Origin of the sequence: Delftia sp. RIT313 (assembly GCF_000632165.1) — a bacterium.
GTDB classification, from domain to species: Bacteria; Pseudomonadota; Gammaproteobacteria; order Burkholderiales; family Burkholderiaceae_C; genus Comamonas; species Comamonas acidovorans.
This window is the reverse complement of sequence record NZ_JFYT01000046.1, coordinates 233,396-248,322: the sequence shown is the minus strand read 5'-3', so window position 1 is coordinate 248,322 and position 14,927 is coordinate 233,396. Positions and strand designations below refer to the sequence as shown.

19 protein-coding genes are annotated in these 14,927 nt (G+C 66.1%); 1 reads left to right on the top strand and 18 read right to left on the bottom strand.

Going from position 1 to position 14,927, the window contains the following annotated elements:
- Positions 1-19: 19 nt before the first annotated feature.
- The gene (locus BW39_RS13635) at positions 20-922 is read right to left on the bottom strand and encodes a D-hexose-6-phosphate mutarotase (protein WP_043822296.1); all 903 of its coding nucleotides are present in this window, start codon (positions 920-922) and stop codon (positions 20-22) included.
- An 85-nt stretch (positions 923-1,007) separates the two neighbouring features.
- On the opposite strand from BW39_RS13635, the gene BW39_RS13630 reads away from it, so the two are divergent.
- Positions 1,008-2,198 (top strand): spherulation-specific family 4 protein, encoded by a 1,191-nt coding sequence (locus tag BW39_RS13630; RefSeq protein WP_043822289.1) that lies wholly within the window; start codon positions 1,008-1,010, stop codon positions 2,196-2,198.
- Positions 2,199-2,283: 85 nt separating this feature from the next.
- On the opposite strand, the gene hisA is transcribed toward BW39_RS13630, so the two are convergent.
- The 17 genes from hisA to mlaD form a co-directional block, all read right to left on the bottom strand.
- Positions 2,284-3,024: a 1-(5-phosphoribosyl)-5-[(5-phosphoribosylamino)methylideneamino]imidazole-4-carboxamide isomerase gene (gene hisA / locus BW39_RS13625; protein WP_012207316.1), complete on the bottom strand. Its 741-nt coding sequence runs from the start codon at positions 3,022-3,024 to the stop codon at positions 2,284-2,286.
- A gap of 61 nt (positions 3,025-3,085) precedes the next feature.
- Positions 3,086-3,754: an imidazole glycerol phosphate synthase subunit HisH gene (gene hisH, locus BW39_RS13620; protein WP_013800802.1), complete on the bottom strand. Its 669-nt coding sequence runs from the start codon at positions 3,752-3,754 to the stop codon at positions 3,086-3,088.
- An 81-nt stretch (positions 3,755-3,835) separates the two neighbouring features.
- Entirely contained in the window at positions 3,836-4,441 is a 606-nt protein-coding gene (gene hisB / locus BW39_RS13615; protein WP_043822288.1) for an imidazoleglycerol-phosphate dehydratase HisB, read from the bottom strand.
- Positions 4,438-5,562, bottom strand: a complete 1,125-nt coding sequence (hisC, locus tag BW39_RS13610; RefSeq protein WP_043822285.1) for a histidinol-phosphate transaminase — start codon at positions 5,560-5,562, stop codon at positions 4,438-4,440. The genes hisB and hisC overlap by 4 nt, the downstream gene beginning before the upstream one ends.
- A gap of 53 nt (positions 5,563-5,615) precedes the next feature.
- On the bottom strand, positions 5,616-6,053 hold the full coding sequence (locus BW39_RS13605) for a PIN domain-containing protein (RefSeq protein ID WP_012207320.1): 438 nt from the start codon (positions 6,051-6,053) through the stop codon (positions 5,616-5,618).
- Entirely contained in the window at positions 6,050-6,298 is a 249-nt protein-coding gene (locus BW39_RS13600) for a DUF6364 family protein (RefSeq protein WP_043782827.1), read from the bottom strand. The genes BW39_RS13605 and BW39_RS13600 overlap by 4 nt, the downstream gene beginning before the upstream one ends.
- A 134-nt stretch (positions 6,299-6,432) precedes the next feature.
- The gene (hisD, locus tag BW39_RS13595; protein ID WP_013800800.1) at positions 6,433-7,749 is read right to left on the bottom strand and encodes a histidinol dehydrogenase; all 1,317 of its coding nucleotides are present in this window, start codon (positions 7,747-7,749) and stop codon (positions 6,433-6,435) included.
- A gap of 17 nt (positions 7,750-7,766) precedes the next feature.
- Positions 7,767-8,438: a DUF6348 family protein gene (locus BW39_RS13590; protein ID WP_043822282.1), complete on the bottom strand. Its 672-nt coding sequence runs from the start codon at positions 8,436-8,438 to the stop codon at positions 7,767-7,769.
- Positions 8,422-9,072 carry an ATP phosphoribosyltransferase gene (gene hisG / locus BW39_RS13585; protein WP_012207324.1) on the bottom strand — a complete coding sequence of 217 codons (651 nt, stop codon included), beginning with the start codon at positions 9,070-9,072 and terminating at the stop codon, positions 8,422-8,424. Before hisG ends, BW39_RS13590 begins: the two co-directional genes overlap by 17 nt.
- On the bottom strand, positions 9,069-10,337 hold the full coding sequence (murA, locus tag BW39_RS13580; protein ID WP_012207325.1) for a UDP-N-acetylglucosamine 1-carboxyvinyltransferase: 1,269 nt from the start codon (positions 10,335-10,337) through the stop codon (positions 9,069-9,071). The genes hisG and murA overlap by 4 nt, the downstream gene beginning before the upstream one ends.
- A gap of 96 nt (positions 10,338-10,433) precedes the next feature.
- Positions 10,434-10,682: a BolA family protein gene (locus BW39_RS13575; protein WP_012207326.1), complete on the bottom strand. Its 249-nt coding sequence runs from the start codon at positions 10,680-10,682 to the stop codon at positions 10,434-10,436.
- A gap of 127 nt (positions 10,683-10,809) precedes the next feature.
- The gene (locus BW39_RS13570) at positions 10,810-11,565 is read right to left on the bottom strand and encodes an ABC transporter permease (protein ID WP_012207327.1); all 756 of its coding nucleotides are present in this window, start codon (positions 11,563-11,565) and stop codon (positions 10,810-10,812) included.
- Positions 11,562-12,491, bottom strand: a complete 930-nt coding sequence (locus BW39_RS13565; RefSeq protein ID WP_013800798.1) for an ABC transporter ATP-binding protein — start codon at positions 12,489-12,491, stop codon at positions 11,562-11,564. The genes BW39_RS13570 and BW39_RS13565 overlap by 4 nt, the downstream gene beginning before the upstream one ends.
- A gap of 73 nt (positions 12,492-12,564) precedes the next feature.
- The gene (locus BW39_RS13560) at positions 12,565-12,846 is read right to left on the bottom strand and encodes an STAS domain-containing protein (RefSeq protein ID WP_043822279.1); all 282 of its coding nucleotides are present in this window, start codon (positions 12,844-12,846) and stop codon (positions 12,565-12,567) included.
- Between the two features lie 20 nt (positions 12,847-12,866).
- A complete protein-coding gene (locus tag BW39_RS13555) occupies positions 12,867-13,508 on the bottom strand; it encodes an MlaC/ttg2D family ABC transporter substrate-binding protein (RefSeq protein WP_043822277.1) in 642 nt (213 codons plus the stop codon).
- 116 nt (positions 13,509-13,624) lie between these two features.
- Positions 13,625-14,428, bottom strand: coding sequence for an MlaA family lipoprotein (locus tag BW39_RS13550; protein ID WP_043822275.1), 804 nt, complete (start codon positions 14,426-14,428; stop codon positions 13,625-13,627).
- On the bottom strand, positions 14,425-14,910 hold the full coding sequence (gene mlaD / locus BW39_RS13545; protein ID WP_012207332.1) for an outer membrane lipid asymmetry maintenance protein MlaD: 486 nt from the start codon (positions 14,908-14,910) through the stop codon (positions 14,425-14,427). The genes BW39_RS13550 and mlaD overlap by 4 nt, the downstream gene beginning before the upstream one ends.
- Positions 14,911-14,927 lie beyond the last annotated feature (17 nt).

Here is a 14,927-nt window from a genome sequence, read left to right as displayed (position 1 = left end):
TTGCAGGGCCGGCGCTGAACTACAGCTTGTGCAGGCGCTGCGCGGCGCGCCAATGCGCGCCGGGCGCCACATGCACGGGCGCATCGATGGCGGCGGCCTCCACGCACAGCATCTGCCGCCACCCTTGTGGCGGCATGTCGGCCAGGCGGGCACACAGCGCGGGGCCTGGGTTCCAGACCACGGTCTCGCTCCAGGCGGCATCCTGCGAGATGCGCAAGCCTCCGGCAGGAGCGGCCAGCTCCATGGTCTTCCCGGGCCGGGGGTAGACGCGATCGAGCTCTTCGCCAAAGCGCACGTCGCCTTGCTGCATGGGATGGGTGTCGGCCACGGCATCCCAGTAGGGCAGGCCGTCAAGGCCTTGCAGCCGGCATTGCTCCACGTCCGCCACACGCAGGTAGCTGTGCAATGCGGCAGTGAAGGCCAAAGGCGTGTCGCCCCGGTTGTGCACCACCAGCTCCACGTCAAGCCGGCCGGGCAACAGCGTCACCTCCAGCCAGGTCTCGAAGGAATGCGGCCAGACGGCGCGCGTCTGCGGCGTATCGGCAAGCTTGAGCCGCAGGAACAAGCCATCGCCGGCAAGAACCTCGGCCTGTGCTGCATCGGCCTGCCACGTCAGGGTGCGCGCAAAGCCGTGCTTGACCAGCGGGCCGCGTTGGTTGAATTGGGGAAAGCAGACCGGAATACCGCCGCGTATGGGTGTGTGGCCGTCATGGGCGGCATGAGGGCTCAGGAACAGTTGCTCCTCGCCACCGGCCTGCCAGGACAGCAACTGCGCACCCTGCAAGGCCACCAGGGCGGTATCGCCGCACGCCAGGCGCAGGCGGATGGCGGGCAGGCCCTGCCATGCATCAGCACAGGCGTCGGGAGCTTGCGCGGCCGCAGGTAAAGCTGTTACTGCGGGAAAGGAAGATGTAACTTTCATGCTTGAATATAGCCTTTTCCCCGCTCAGCCCTCCTCTGTCATGCAACGCTCCCCCGCTCCCTCTCCTCTTGTCCTGCGACTCGGCATGCTCGCCCTGGCCGCCTCGGTGGCCTCCTGCGGCGGAGGCGGCGGTGGTGACAGCAACGCTGGCGGTGGCAATGGCGGTAATGGGGGTGACGGCGGCACCGGCCAGCCCGGAGTGACCTCGGTCACCGTGCAATGGACGGCCCCGGCCGCCAGGGATGTGGTGACTGCAGGCTCGGCACTGACCCTGCGCGCAGGTGTTCTGGCCGATGGCGTGAATGCCGCCGATGGAACCGTGGTGAGCTTCAGCGCAGCCACAGGCGTCAGCACCTCGGCGCTGACCAGCTCCGGCGTGGCAACGGCTTCGCTGACCGGCGCCACGCCGGGCCGCCAGCAGGTTCAGGCCAGCGCCACCGTGGCAGGCCGCACGGGCAGCGCTTCCCAGACCTTCTATCTGCGTCCTGCACCTGCACCGCTGCGGGTGCTGGTGCCCACGTATTTCTATCCCACCGGCTCGGGAGCCACGGCCTGGAATGCGCTGACGGCCAGCGCACAGGCGAATCCGACCGTGCAGATGACGGCCATCCTGAATCCGGCCAACGGCATTTTCAGTGGCCCAGACGCGAACATCACGCGCGCCGCCACCGCTTTTGCCAACGCGGGCGGGCAGCTGGTGGGCTATGTGAGCTCCAGCTATGGCACGGGCACGCGATCGCTGGCCAGCATCCAAGCCAATATCGACAACTATTTCACGCACTACGGCGCGGGCCTGGTCAAGGGCTTCTTCATTGACGAGATGGCGGCCACCACCAACCGGCTGGACTTCTACCGCACCATCTACCAGTACATCAAGGCCAAGAATCCCAACCTGATCGTGATCGGCAACCCGGGCCTCGTTCCCGTGGCCGGTTATGCCGATGTGGCCGATGTGCTGACCACGTTCGAGGGCAAGGGCTCCACCTACGCCACCTACGATCCGCGCACGACGAGTTTTGACTGGCTGTACGGGCTGCCCAACAGCCACCAGGCCTCGCTGGTGCACAACGTGTCGGGCTGCGCGGCCATGCAGACGGCTGTGCAGTCGGCCGCCTCGGCCCGCTACCAGGCGGGATGGATCTATGTGACCCAGCTGGAGTTCGAGCCCAGCACCGGCGTGGGCAACCCCTGGGCCGGGCTGCCGAATTACTGGGATGCCTTTGTGCAGACCGTGCGCGCCACCAATGCCGGGCAGGCCATGCCCGCCTGCTCGTAAAGAAAGCCTAAATCCCTGGCGCTGAATGCAGCGCGGGCGCCTGTGAAGCACAGGCGCCCGCGAATACAGGGAAGGCGCAGGCCGTTCAGGCCCTGAGCTCGTCGGCGCGGGCCTGCGCCGCGGCGAAGTCAAGGTCGCCCGAGTAGATGGCGCGGCCGCAGATCACGCCTTCGATGCCTTCGTCCTCGACCTTGCACAGCGCTTCGATGTCGGCCATGCCCGCCAGGCCGCCCGAGGCGATGACGGGAATCTTCAGCGATTGCGCGAGATTGACGGTGGCGTCGATGTTGATGCCCGTGAGCATGCCGTCGCGGCCGATGTCGGTGTAGATGATGGACTCCACGCCCCAGTCCTCGAAGCGCTTGGCCACCGAGTGCACGTCCTGGCCCGTGAGCTTGCTCCAGCCGTCGATGGCCACCTTGCCGTCCTTGGCATCGAGCCCGACGATCACATGGCCGCCGAAGGCGCTGCAGGCGTCCTGCAGAAAGCCGGGGTTCTTCACGGCAGCGGTGCCGATGATCACGTAGCTGATGCCGGCGTCTATGTATTTCTCGATGGTGTCCAGGTCACGGATGCCGCCGCCGAGCTGCACCGGAATCCGGCCATCCACCTCTTTGAGGATGGCCTTGATGGCCACCAGGTTCTTGGGCTGGCCCGCAAACGCGCCATTGAGGTCCACCAGATGCAGGCGGCGTGCGCCGGCGTCGAGCCAGCGGCGGGCGATGATGGCCGGGTCTTCGCCGAACGTGGTCGACTGGTCCATATCACCCTGGATGAGGCGTACGCAGTGGCCGTCCTTGAGGTCGATGGCAGGAATGAGCAGCATGATGGTTTGCGAGCAATGAAGGCCTGGGATGCAGCGGCCGGTGCGGGGAAGGAAAGAGGGTTCAGGGCTTCCAGCCCAGAAAGTTGCGGAACAGGGCCAGGCCCTGGTCCGCGCTCTTTTCGGGGTGAAACTGGGTGGCGAAAATATTATCGCGTGCGATGGCGCAGGCAAAGCGCCCGCCGTAGTCGGCCTCTGCAGCGCAATGCTGGGGCTGCTGCACCACGGCGTAGAAACTGTGCACGAAGTAGTAGAAGCTGTCTTCGGGAATTCCACGCCACAGCGGGTGGGACTGCCCGGCATTGTGCTTGCGGTGCACGCGGTTCCAGCCCATTTGCGGCACCTTGAAGCGGCTGCCGTCGGCCTGGACGCGGCCCGCCAGATCGAACTTGCGCACATTGCCGGGGATCAGGCCCAGGCCAGGCACATCGCCCTCGTCGCTGTGGTCCAGCAGCATCTGCATGCCCACGCAGACGCCGAACAGGGGCTTGTTGGCAGCGGCATGCAGCACGGCGTCCTGCAGGCCGGATTCGCGCAGTTCGCGCATGCAGTCGGGCATGGCACCCTGGCCCGGCAGCACGACCCGGTTGGCGGCCAGCACCACCTCGGGATCGGCGGTCACCACGACCTGCCAGCCGGAGTCGGCGGCGGCCGTGCGCACGGCCTGGGAAACCGAGCGCAGATTGCCCATGCCGTAATCGACGACGGCGACGGTGTTGTCAGTCAAACTCATAGCGTGTGGCGCGTGTTCTGTCGGATTTTCGGCGGGATTGCCCGGTCAGATCAAGCTTTGACCGGAGTCAATCGCTTCTCTTTACAGAGCGCCCTTGGTCGAGGGGATGACACCGGCCATGCGCTCGTCATGCTCCAGCGCAAAGCGCAGGGCGCGTGCGAAGGCCTTGAAGATGGTCTCGCACTGGTGGTGGGCGTTGAAGCCCTTGAGATTGTCGATGTGCATGGTCACGCCCGCGTGGTTGACGAAGCCCTGGAAGAACTCGTAGACCAGCTGGGTGTCGAGCTGGCCGATGCTGCCGGCCGTGAATTTCACGTCCATGTGCAGGCCCGGGCGGCCCGAGAAATCGATGACCACGCGGCTCAGGGCCTCGTCCAGCGGCACATAGGCATGGCCGTAGCGGCGGATGCCCTTCTTGTCGCCCACGGCCTTGGCAAAGGCCTGGCCCAGGGTGATGCCGATGTCCTCCACCGTGTGGTGGCCGTCGATGTGCAGGTCACCCTCGCAGTCGATATCGAGGTCGATCAGGCCATGGCGCGCGATCTGGTCGAGCATGTGGTCCAGAAAACCGATGCCCGAGCGCAGGCTGGCCTTGCCCGTGCCGTCCAGGTTGATGGCGACCTTGATCCGGGTCTCGGCGGTATTGCGCTGCACTTCGGCGGTGCGTGCGGGAACTGCATTGCTCATAGGGATTCCTTCAGGGCCGCCAGCATCTGGGCGTTTTCTTCGTGGGTGCCCACGGTCAGTCGCAGGCAGTTGGCCAGCAGCGGGTGCATGGCAGAGACATTCTTCACCAGCACGCCCCGGGCCTTCATCTCGGCCTGGGCGCGCGCGGCATCGCGCACGCGCAGCAAGACCATGTTGGCCTCGGACGGCCAGATCTTTTCCACACCCGGCAGCGTGGCCAGCGCATCGATCAGCGGCTGGCGCTCGGCGCGGATGGCCACGGCCTGCTGCGCATACAGCGCCTCGTGCTCCAGCGCGAAGATGGCCGTCTCGCAGTTGAGCACGCTGATGTTGTAGGGCGGGCGCACCTTGTCGATCTCGCCGACGATGGCGGCCGGGCCGATCAGGTAGCCCAGGCGCGCGCCTGCCAGGCCGAACTTGCTGAGCGTGCGCATCAGCAGCACATGGGCGTTGCGGGCCGGGTCGGCGCGCATGTTCTCTGCCCAGCTGCGGCGGGCGAAGGGCTGGTAGGCCTCGTCCATGACGACCAGGCCGCCGATGGCTCCGACCGCGTCGATCACGGCCTGCACATCGGCCTCGGCCCAGAGCGTGGCCGTGGGATTGTTGGGGTAGGCGATATAGGTGATGGCGGGGCGGTGCTCGGCAATGGCGGCGCGCATGGCGGGCACGTCCAGCTCGAAGTCGGCCGTCAGATTGACGCCCACAAAGTCCAGGCCCTGCAGCCTGGCGCTCATGGGGTACATGACGAAGCCCGGCATGGGCGCCAGCATGGTGGCGCGGCCCTCGGCGTGGGGCTGGGCACAGGCCAGGGCCAGCAGCGTGATGATCTCGTCCGAGCCATTGCCCAGCAGCACGGCGCTGCCGGCCGGCGCCTGCGCGTAGCGGGCCAGCATGTCCTTGAGCACTTCCTGGCGCTCGCCAGGGTAGCGGTTGATCTCCAGCCGGCCCAGGCGCTCGCCCAGCGCGGCCTGCAATTCAGGGGGCAGGCGGAAGGGGTTCTCCATCGTGTCCATCTTGAGCAGGCCTTGCGAGGGCTGCACATGGTAGGCATGCATGGAGCGGACATCGGCGCGGATGCGCTCCAGGGCCAGGGCCTGAACCTGCGGAATGGAAGCTGTCATGGCATGCACACTTTCACGAGTCAGTGGGGGAAGAAATCCATCAACGAAGCCGCTCAGGCCTGCTGCTGCGGCGGCGCCTGGTGCAGCGGGTGCACCATGGCGACGCCGCCAAACTGGGTGCCGTGCGGCAGGTGCAGGGTCAGCATCTGCTCGCAGCCGCTGTGCTGGGCGCAGGCCACGGCCAGGCAGTCGCCAAAAGCCAGTTGGTGGCGAGATTGCACGGCCCAGGCGGTCTCCAGCGTGGCGGCATCGGTCTTCCAGGGCGTCCAGGTCTGGTAGCGGCGGATGGCGGCGCGCGCATCGCCCTGCGGCAAAGGCTGGGCGGCCGTGGTGACCTGTTCATAGAACTCGCACAGCGACTGGCTGCCGGTGCGCCCGCTGCGCGTGCGCCACAGCAGGTCCAGCCACTGCAGCACGGCGGCATGCAAGGCGCCCTGCCCCGTGTCTTCGGCAGCGACCAGCACGGAGGTATCGACGAAGACGGTGTTCATGCCTGGCCCTCGCGGCGCAGCGCGGCACTGCGCTGGGCGGGCTGTGCGGATGACGGCTGGCCGCCGTCCCAGCCGCGCTCGTCGGTGCGCCAGGCCAGGTAGGCGCGCTCGTAGGCGTCCTCGCGGCGCTGCATCTCTGCCATGAAGTCGCCCACCATGCGCGAGACGCTGGTGCCGCGGCGCGCGGCCTCGATGCGGGCCCATTCGAGCACGCTGTCTTCGACGGTGATGGTGAGGTTCTTCACAGGGCGCAAGTCTACACGAAATTCGTGCTCCACTGATTTCGTGTCAATTCTTGACACGCTTGCTCCAGCGTTCAGGCAGCAAAAAGCGCCGCCCCTTTCGGTGACGGCGCCTTCGTCCAACAGGAAGCGAGCGTCTACTTCAAACGCATTTCAGCCGCACGCGCATGGCCTTGCAGGCCTTCGCCATGCGCCAGCACCGAGGCGATGCGGCCCAGGGTCTGGGCACCCTGCTCGCTGACCTCGATGAGGCTGGACCGCTTCTGGAAGTCATAGACCCCCAGCGGCGAGGAAAAGCGCGCCGTGCCGCTGGTGGGCAGCACATGGTTGGGGCCGGCGCAGTAGTCGCCCAGGCTCTCGCTGGTGTAGGCCCCCAGGAAGATGGCGCCTGCATGGCGCAGCAGCGGCTCCCACTGGTGGGGATCGTTGCTGGAGACTTCCAGGTGCTCGGGCGCGATGCGGTTGCTGATGGCGCAGGCCTCCTGCATGTCGCGCGTGAGGATGAGGGCACCCCGGTCGCTCAGGCTCTTGGCGATGATGGCGCGCCGCGGCATCTCGGGCAGCAGGCGATCGATCTCGCGCTGAACGGCGGCGATGTAGTCGGCATCCGGGCACAGCAGGATGCTTTGCGCCAGCTCGTCATGCTCGGCCTGGCTGAACAGGTCCATGGCCACCCAGTCGGGCGGCGTGCTGCCGTCGGCCAGCACCAGGATTTCGCTGGGGCCGGCAATCATGTCGATGCCCACGGTACCGAACACACGCTTCTTGGCGCTGGCCACATAGGCATTGCCGGGGCCGGTGATCTTGTCCACCTTCGGGATGGTGGCCGTGCCGTAGGCCAGGGCCGCCACGGCCTGGGCACCGCCGATGGTGAAGCCGCGCGTGACGCCCGCCACATAGGCGGCAGCCAGCACCAGGGCGTTCTTCTCGCCGCGTGGCGTGGGCACGACCATGATGATTTCCTGCACGCCAGCCACGTGGGCGGGAATGGCATTCATCAGCACGCTGGACGGATAGGCGGCCTTGCCACCGGGCACATAAATGCCCACGCGATCCAGCGGCGTGACCTTCTGGCCCAGCAGGGTGCCATCGGCGTCGCGGTAGCTCCAGCTCTCGCCGCTGGCGCGCTTTTGTGCCTCGTGGTAGGTGCGCACACGCTGGGCGGCTGCCGTCAGCGCATCGCGCTGCTCGTCGCCCAGGCTGTCGAAGGCGGCCTTGAGCTCGGCCTGCGTCAGCTCCAGCGCTGCCATGCCGTCCACCTGCAATCCGTCAAAACGCGCCGTGTACTCCAGCACGGCCGCATCGCCACGCTTTTGCACATCGGCCAGGATGTCGGCCACGCGCTGCTCAATGGCCGCGTCCGTGTCTGCCGACCAATGCAGGCGCTGCGCAAAATCGTGTTCGAAGTTGGCGTCCGCAGTCGACAGGCGGGCAGGGGCAGCTACATATTCCATTGTGGTTTCCTTGGGGTCTAGCAGGCCGTCTCGCAGCCGTGCTTCAGTATCAAGAACAGGCGCGCGCCGTAGTAGCCGTCGCGCAGGGGCCAGTCCTGGTCGCGCAGCAGGGCCTCAGCGCTGGGCCACTTCTGATTGTCCTTGAGCGCTTCAATGGTGAAATCACCATTGTTCTGCCCGACAAAGAAGCGAAACCAGTGCAGGTCCTCGTCCTTGTCCAGCGCCTCGGCCTCGATCAAGGCGCGCAGGCGCTCAGTGATGCCTTCGGGCAGCGGGGCATCGTTGCGAAGATGCCAAGGGCCCGGATAGGCCTGCCATTGTCGGCCATGGGCCTGCCAGGCCTCGGCTGGCACGGCATCCTCATCGCGCGCCGTCCACAGGGCGGAGAGCATCACATGCAGGTCGCTGACAGCGAAGTGGCCGAATGCGTCGTGCATTCCCTGCAGGCCTTCACCCAGGCCAGTGAAATTCTCGATGATCTCGCGCCGGTCCGGCAGGCGAACCACCACGGCCAGGGAACCGACCAGGGGATGGCTGGGGTAGGCACCGCGCCAATCGGCCAGCACGCCTGGTGCCTGGCCGCCAGGCAGCAGCCAGCCGTTGTATTCCTCGCAGGGCAGGCCATGCGCGGCGAAACACAGCGCAAGCGCCTCCTTCGCCGGATCTCCGGGCTCAGCCCCTGGGGCCATTTACCGCCTCGGCGAAGGCATCGATGATGTGGCGCAGCGGCTCGCGCTTGAGCTTGAGCGCCGCCTGGTTGACCACCAGGCGCGAGCTGATCTCCATGATGGGCTCGACCTCGACCAGGTCATTGGCCTTGAGCGTGTTGCCGGTGGACACCAAGTCGACGATGGCATCGGCCATGCCGGTCAGCGGGGCCAGTTCCATGGAGCCGTAGAGCTTGACCATGTCCACGTGCACGCCCTTGGTGGCAAAGAAGTTGCGCGCGATCTCGGGGTACTTGGTGGCGATGCGCAGGCGGGCGCCCTGCTTGACGGCCAGCGCATAGTCGAAGCCGTTGCGCACGGCCACGCTGACGCGGCAACGCGCGATCTTCAGGTCCAGGGGCTGGTACAGGCCCTGGGCGCCATGCTCGATCAGCGAGTCCAGGCCGGCCACGCCGAGATCGGCGCCGCCGTACTGCACATAGACCGGCACGTCGGAGGCGCGCACCAGCACCACGCGCACGTCGCTTTTGTTGGTCTCGAAGATCAGCTTGCGCGACTTTTCAATGTCTTCGCTGACCGAGATGCCAGCAGCGGCCAGCAGCGGCACGGTTTCGTCGTAGATGCGGCCCTTGGACAGGGCAATCGTGATGGTCATTGGGAAACTCTTTCGATGTCGGCACCCAGGCCGCGCAGCTTGTCTTCCATGCGATCGTAGCCGCGGTCCAGATGATAGATGCGATCGACCAGGGTCTCGCCCTTGGCCACGAGGCCGGCGATGACCAGGCTGGCCGAAGCGCGCAGGTCGGTGGCCATGACGGCCGCGCCCGACAGCGACTGGCTGCCGGTGATGGTGGCAACGCGCCCGTCGGTGGTGATCTGCGCGCCCAGGCGCAGCATTTCGTCCACGTGCATGAAGCGGTTCTCGAAGATGGTCTCGGTGACCATGCTGCAGCCTTCGGCCACCAGGTTCAGCGCCATGAACTGCGCCTGCATGTCGGTGGGAAAGCCCGGGTATTCGGTGGTGCGAAAACTCTGGGCCTTGAGCTTGCCGGCCGCGCGCACACGGATGCCGCCGTCCTCGGCGGACACCTCGGCGCCCGCATCCTTGAGCTTGTCGATGACGGCGCCCAGATGGTCGGCGCGGCCATTGCGCAGCAGCGCATTGCCGCCCGTTGCGGCCACGGCGCACAAAAAGGTGCCGGCCTCGATGCGGTCGGCCACCACCTGGTGCTCGCAGCCGCCCAGGCGTTCCACGCCCTGGATGACGATGCGGCCGGTGCCATGGCCTTCGATTCTTGCGCCCATCTTGATGAGCATTTCGGCCAGGTCGCCGATCTCTGGCTCCATGGCGGCGTTTTCCAGCACGGTCTCGCCTTCGGCCAGCACGGCGGCCATCAGGAAGTTCTCGGTGCCCGTGACGGTCACCATGTCGGTGGTGATGCGGGCGCCCTGCAGGCGCTTGAGATGCCCGGGCAGGCACGCGTTCATGTAGCCGTTCTCGACCACGATCTCGGCGCCCATGGCCTGCAGGCCCTTGATGTGCTGGTCCACGGGCCGCGAACCGATGGCGCAACCGCCGGGCAACGACACGCGGGCCTGGCCGAATCGTGCCAGCAGCGGGCCCAGGGCCAGGACCGAGGCGCGCATGGTCTTGACCAGTTCGTAGGGTGCCTCGGGGTTGGACAGAGAGCCGGCGTTGATGCGCACGGTGCCGCTGTCATCGTGCTCGGCGCTGACACCCATGTTGCGGATGAGCTTGAGCATGGTGGCCACGTCCTGCAGGCGCGGCACGTTGCGCAGGGTGACGGGCTCGGACGACAGCAGCGCGGCGCACAGCTCGGGCAAGGCGGCATTCTTGGCGCCGGAGACCGTCACCTCGCCATGCAGCGCTCGGCCACCGCGAATCAGGAGTTTGTCCATGGCTGACAGCCTTGAATCTGGAAATCGGGGAAAAGAAGATGCTGCACGGGCCGTGGCGACCGGTGCAGCAGGAGTCTGAAGTGCCTGACCGCCGGCTCAGGCCTGGCCGGCCTGGGCAGCCCACTCGGCGGGCGTATAGGTCTTCATGGACAGAGCGTGGACCTCGTCGGTGTGCATGCGCTGGCCCAGCGTGGCGTAGACCAGGCGCTGGCGCTGCAGCAGTCGCTGGCCCTCGAATTGGGCCGAGACGATGGTGGCAAACCAGTGCCGTCCATCACCTTCCAGCGCAATGTGTTCGCAAGGCAGGCCGGTGGCGATCAGTTCCTTGAGTTGGTCTGCAGTCATGGGGGAAGCTTTCCTGCCATGCATCGTGGCATGGCCTTGGTTGGCGGCGGCGCCGGGCGCCGGCCGCCTGTTCATGGGTGGATTCAACAATGCGGGCACAGCGCCCGCCGCAGCCTGTGGAAAAACCTCAGCCGCGGATCTTGTAGCCGATGCGCAGCAGGTGCACGGCCAGGGCGCTCACCGCCAGCCAGGCCGAGCCGACGATGGCCAGGCTGACCCAGGGCGACACGTCGCTCTGGCCGAAGAAGCCGTAGCGAAAGCCGTCAATCATGTAGAAAAACGGGTTCAGATGGCTGACTTTTTGCCAAAAAGGCGGCAGCGACTGGATGGAATAGAACACGCCCGACAGGAACGTCATGGGCATGATCAGGAAGTTCTGGAAGGCCGCCATCTGGTCGAACTTGTCCGCCCACAGGCCGGCGATCACGCCCAACGTGCCCAGCAGCGCCGCGCCCAGCAGGCCGAAGACCAGAATCCACAGCGGCGCCGTGAATTCGGGAATGGCGAAGTACAGCGTGACGATGAAAACGCCCACGCCCACCAGCAGCCCGCGCAGCACCGAAGCGCCCACGTAGGCGCCAAACCACGCCCAGTGCGACAGCGGCGTGAGCAGCACGAAGACCATGGAGCCCATGATCTTGCTCTGCACCAGGCTCGATGAGCTGTTGGCGAAGGCGTTCTGCAACACGCTCATCATCACCAGGCCGGGGATCAGGAAGGCCGTGTAGCTGATGCGGTCGTAGACCAGCACCCGGCCTTCGAGCACATGGCCGAAGATCAGCAGATAGAGCACAGCCGTGAGCACGGGTGCGGCCACGGTCTGGAAGCTGACCTTCCAGAAACGCAGCACTTCCTTCTTGAGCAGGGTCTGCCAGCCGTTCATGCCGAAGCTCCCTGCGAGGTCTGGCCTTGCTCGTTCATCACGTGGATGAAGACATCCTCCAGATCGGCACGGCGGATTTCCACGTCCTCGGGGACGACGGAGCCCTCGCGCAGTGCGGCGAGCAGGCGCTCCACATCGCTGGCGTCGTTGGCAGGTATCTGCACGATGCGGCCGGTCACACGTGCCCGCGCGGCCAGGGCCGGCGGCAAGGCGGTATCGGTCTTGAACTGCAGCACGTTGGAGGAGGCGGACTTGAGCAGATCCGACATGGTCGAGAGCTTGACGATGTTGCCCTGCTTGAGCATGGCCACGCGGCTGCACAGCGCCTCGGCCTCTTCCAGGTAATGGGTGGTGAGCAGCACGGTATGGCCTTCGCGGTTCAGGCGCGCGATGAAATGCCACAGCGTCTGGCGCAGCTCCACGTCCACGCCGGCCGTGGGCTCGTCCAGCACGATGATGGGCGGCTTGTGCACCAGGGCCTGGGCCACCAGCACGCGGCGCTTCATGCCGCCGGACAGCTGGCGCATGTTGGAGTTGGCCTTGTCGGTCAGCCCCAGGCTGTGCAGCAGCTCGTCGATCCAGTCGTCATTGTTCCTGACACCGAAATAGCCGGACTGAAAGCGCAGCGCCTCGCGCACGTTGAAGAAGGGATCGAAGACCAGCTCCTGCGGCACGATGCCCAGCTTGCGCCGGGCAGCCGAGTAGTCGGCATGCACGTCGCTGCCCTGGACCAGCACGCGGCCGCTGGTGGCGCGCGACAGGCCGGCCAGGATGCTGATCATCGTGGTCTTGCCAGCGCCATTGGGACCGAGCAGGCCGAAGAACTCGCCCTCCTCGATGTCCAGACTCACGTGGTTGAGCGCCTGGAAGGCCCCCTTGGGGGTCTGGTAGGTCTTGGAGATGGATTGGAATGAGACGGCAGACATGCGAGGCGCGATTCTAGGCCCTTGCAGCCAAACCTGCCTTGCAGGGCTCTTTGCAGCGGCGCGCTGCGCCGGCTCAGGAGGGGGAGGATGCGTCGGTCAGCAGCCCGTCGACGCCGTACAGCGCCGCCATGGACTGCAGGCCCTGCGGCAGGCCCACGACCACCAATTGCTTGTCGGCCGCCTTCGCGGTGCGGCGGCAGGCCAGCAGCACGGCCAGGGCGGCCGAGTCGAAGACCTCGATGCCACTGGCATCGACGCGCACCTGGGCGCCATCGAAGGCCTGCACCTGGGGCTGCAGCTGCACAAGGCAGCTGCGCGCCTGGCGGTAGGTCAGTTCACGGGGGAGCTGCAACATGGCGCGTGCGTCAGCGGCTGTCAGCCCTTGGAGGGCGGCGTGGCAGGCATCTTGCCGCGCGTGGCAAGGGTCTCGATCAGGCCGTCGATGCCACGGGCATTGATTTCCTGGCTGAACTGGTTGCGGTAGGTTTCCACCAGCCACACGCCCAGCACGTTCAGGTTGTAGATCTTCCAGCCGTCGCCGGACTTTTCAAGGCGGTAGTCCAGCTGCACGGGCTCGCCGCGGCCCAGCACTTCGGTGCGTACCAGCACATCGATGTCGCCGGGCGCAGCACGCACCGGCTTGACATTGATGGTCTGGTTGCTGACCTGGGTCAGCGCGCCCGAATAGGTGCGGATCAGCAGGGCCTTGAACTCGGTCTCCAGCTTCTCGCGCTGTGCAGGCGTGGCCTGGCGCCAGGCCGGGCCCACCGAAGCCGAGGTCATGCGGCGGAAATTCACATAAGGCATGACCTTGTCATTGACCAGCGCATTGACCTTGGAGACATCGCCCTCGCGCAGCGAGGGGTCCTTCTTGATGGTTTCCAGCACGTCGGTGGAGACACGCTTGATCAGCGCATCAGGGGTTTCGTCGGCCGCGTGGACGGGCAGCGCAGCGCCCCAGGTTCCCATGGCCAGCACGGCTGCCGCAGCAGCGCTCCAGGCACGTCGATTGATCATCACTTTTCCTTTCCCAGCAGGGCCTCAATGCCCCGGACCGGGTTGATATTGCACATTTTTCCGGCCGCGCCGTGTCAGGCGCGGACCGTTTTTCATCTCGGGATGTTACGAACTGCTTACTTTGCGCCGTCTTCGGGCGGCAGTTTGCCGGCATCTTCGTCGTAGTCCTCGATGCGGCCGTCATCGCCGGACTTGCCACGCCGCAGGTTCAGGTAGACGTCACGCGTCAGGCTATAGCGGTCAAGGGCGACGGAGTCCAGCGTGTCCGAGGCATTGAGCAGGCGTGCACGCGTATCCACCAGTCGCAGCACATACAGGCTGTTGCGCACGGGGATGTCGTTGATCGCCGTCAGGGGGTTGCCCCAGGCATCCACAGGCAGAGCAGCCGTGTCACGCACCGTGGACGGGCCGAGCAGCGGCAGCACCAGGTACGGCCCGGTGGGCACGCCCCAGCGACCCAGGGTCTGGCCGAAGTCCTGCTTTTGGCGCTCGATGCCGGCCTCGCTGGCGATGTCGAGCAAGCCGCCCAGGCCGAAGACCGTATTGACCGAGAACCGCACGACGGAGTTGTAGGCGCCTTCGGCCTGGCCCTGCAGCGCGTTGTTCACGAACGACCAGGCATCGCTCAGGTTGGAGAAGAAGTTGCTCACCCCATCGCGCGCCAGGCGCGGCGTGACATCGCGGTAGGCCGTGGCCACCGGCTTCAGGACGGCGCGGTCCAGCCCGTCATTGAACGAGTACATGCTGCGGTTGAACGGCTCGAACGGATCCTGGGGGTTGCGTGCCTCGCCCGGGGCGGTGGCGCAGCCGGCGAGCAGCGAAGCGGCGGCCAGCGTGCCGAGCATGGCGGCGCGCTGCCAGGAGGCTGCCTGGGCGGCAGGGCGACCCGCGGTCGCCTGTTCATGGTGGTTGGTTGTCATTCTTTGCCTCCTGCACCGGAGCTGCCACCCTGCTCGGCCTTGCCGTAGAGGAACTGTCCGATCAGATTTTCCAGCACAACGGCCGACTGGGTTGCGACGACGCGGTCGCCATCCTTGAGATTGTGGTCATCTGCACCGGCTTCGATGCCGATGTACTGGTCGCCGAGCAGGCCGCTGGTCAGGATCTTCAGGGAGCTGTCCTTGGGAAACGCATAGCGGTTTTCCAGGGCCATGGTCACGCTGGCCTGAAAGACCTTGTCGTCGAAGGTGATGGATTCCACGCGGCCCACGACAACGCCCGCGCTGCGCACGGCTGCCTTGGGCTTGAGTCCGCCGATGTTGTCGAAGCGCGCGGTCAGCGTATAGGTCTTCTGGAAGTTCAGGCTCAGCAGGTTGGCCGACTGCAGCGCCAGGAACACCAGCGCCGCAGCGCCGATCAGCACGAACAGTCCGACCCAGACATCACTCTTGGATTGCTGCATGGTTTGTTTTTCCTTGA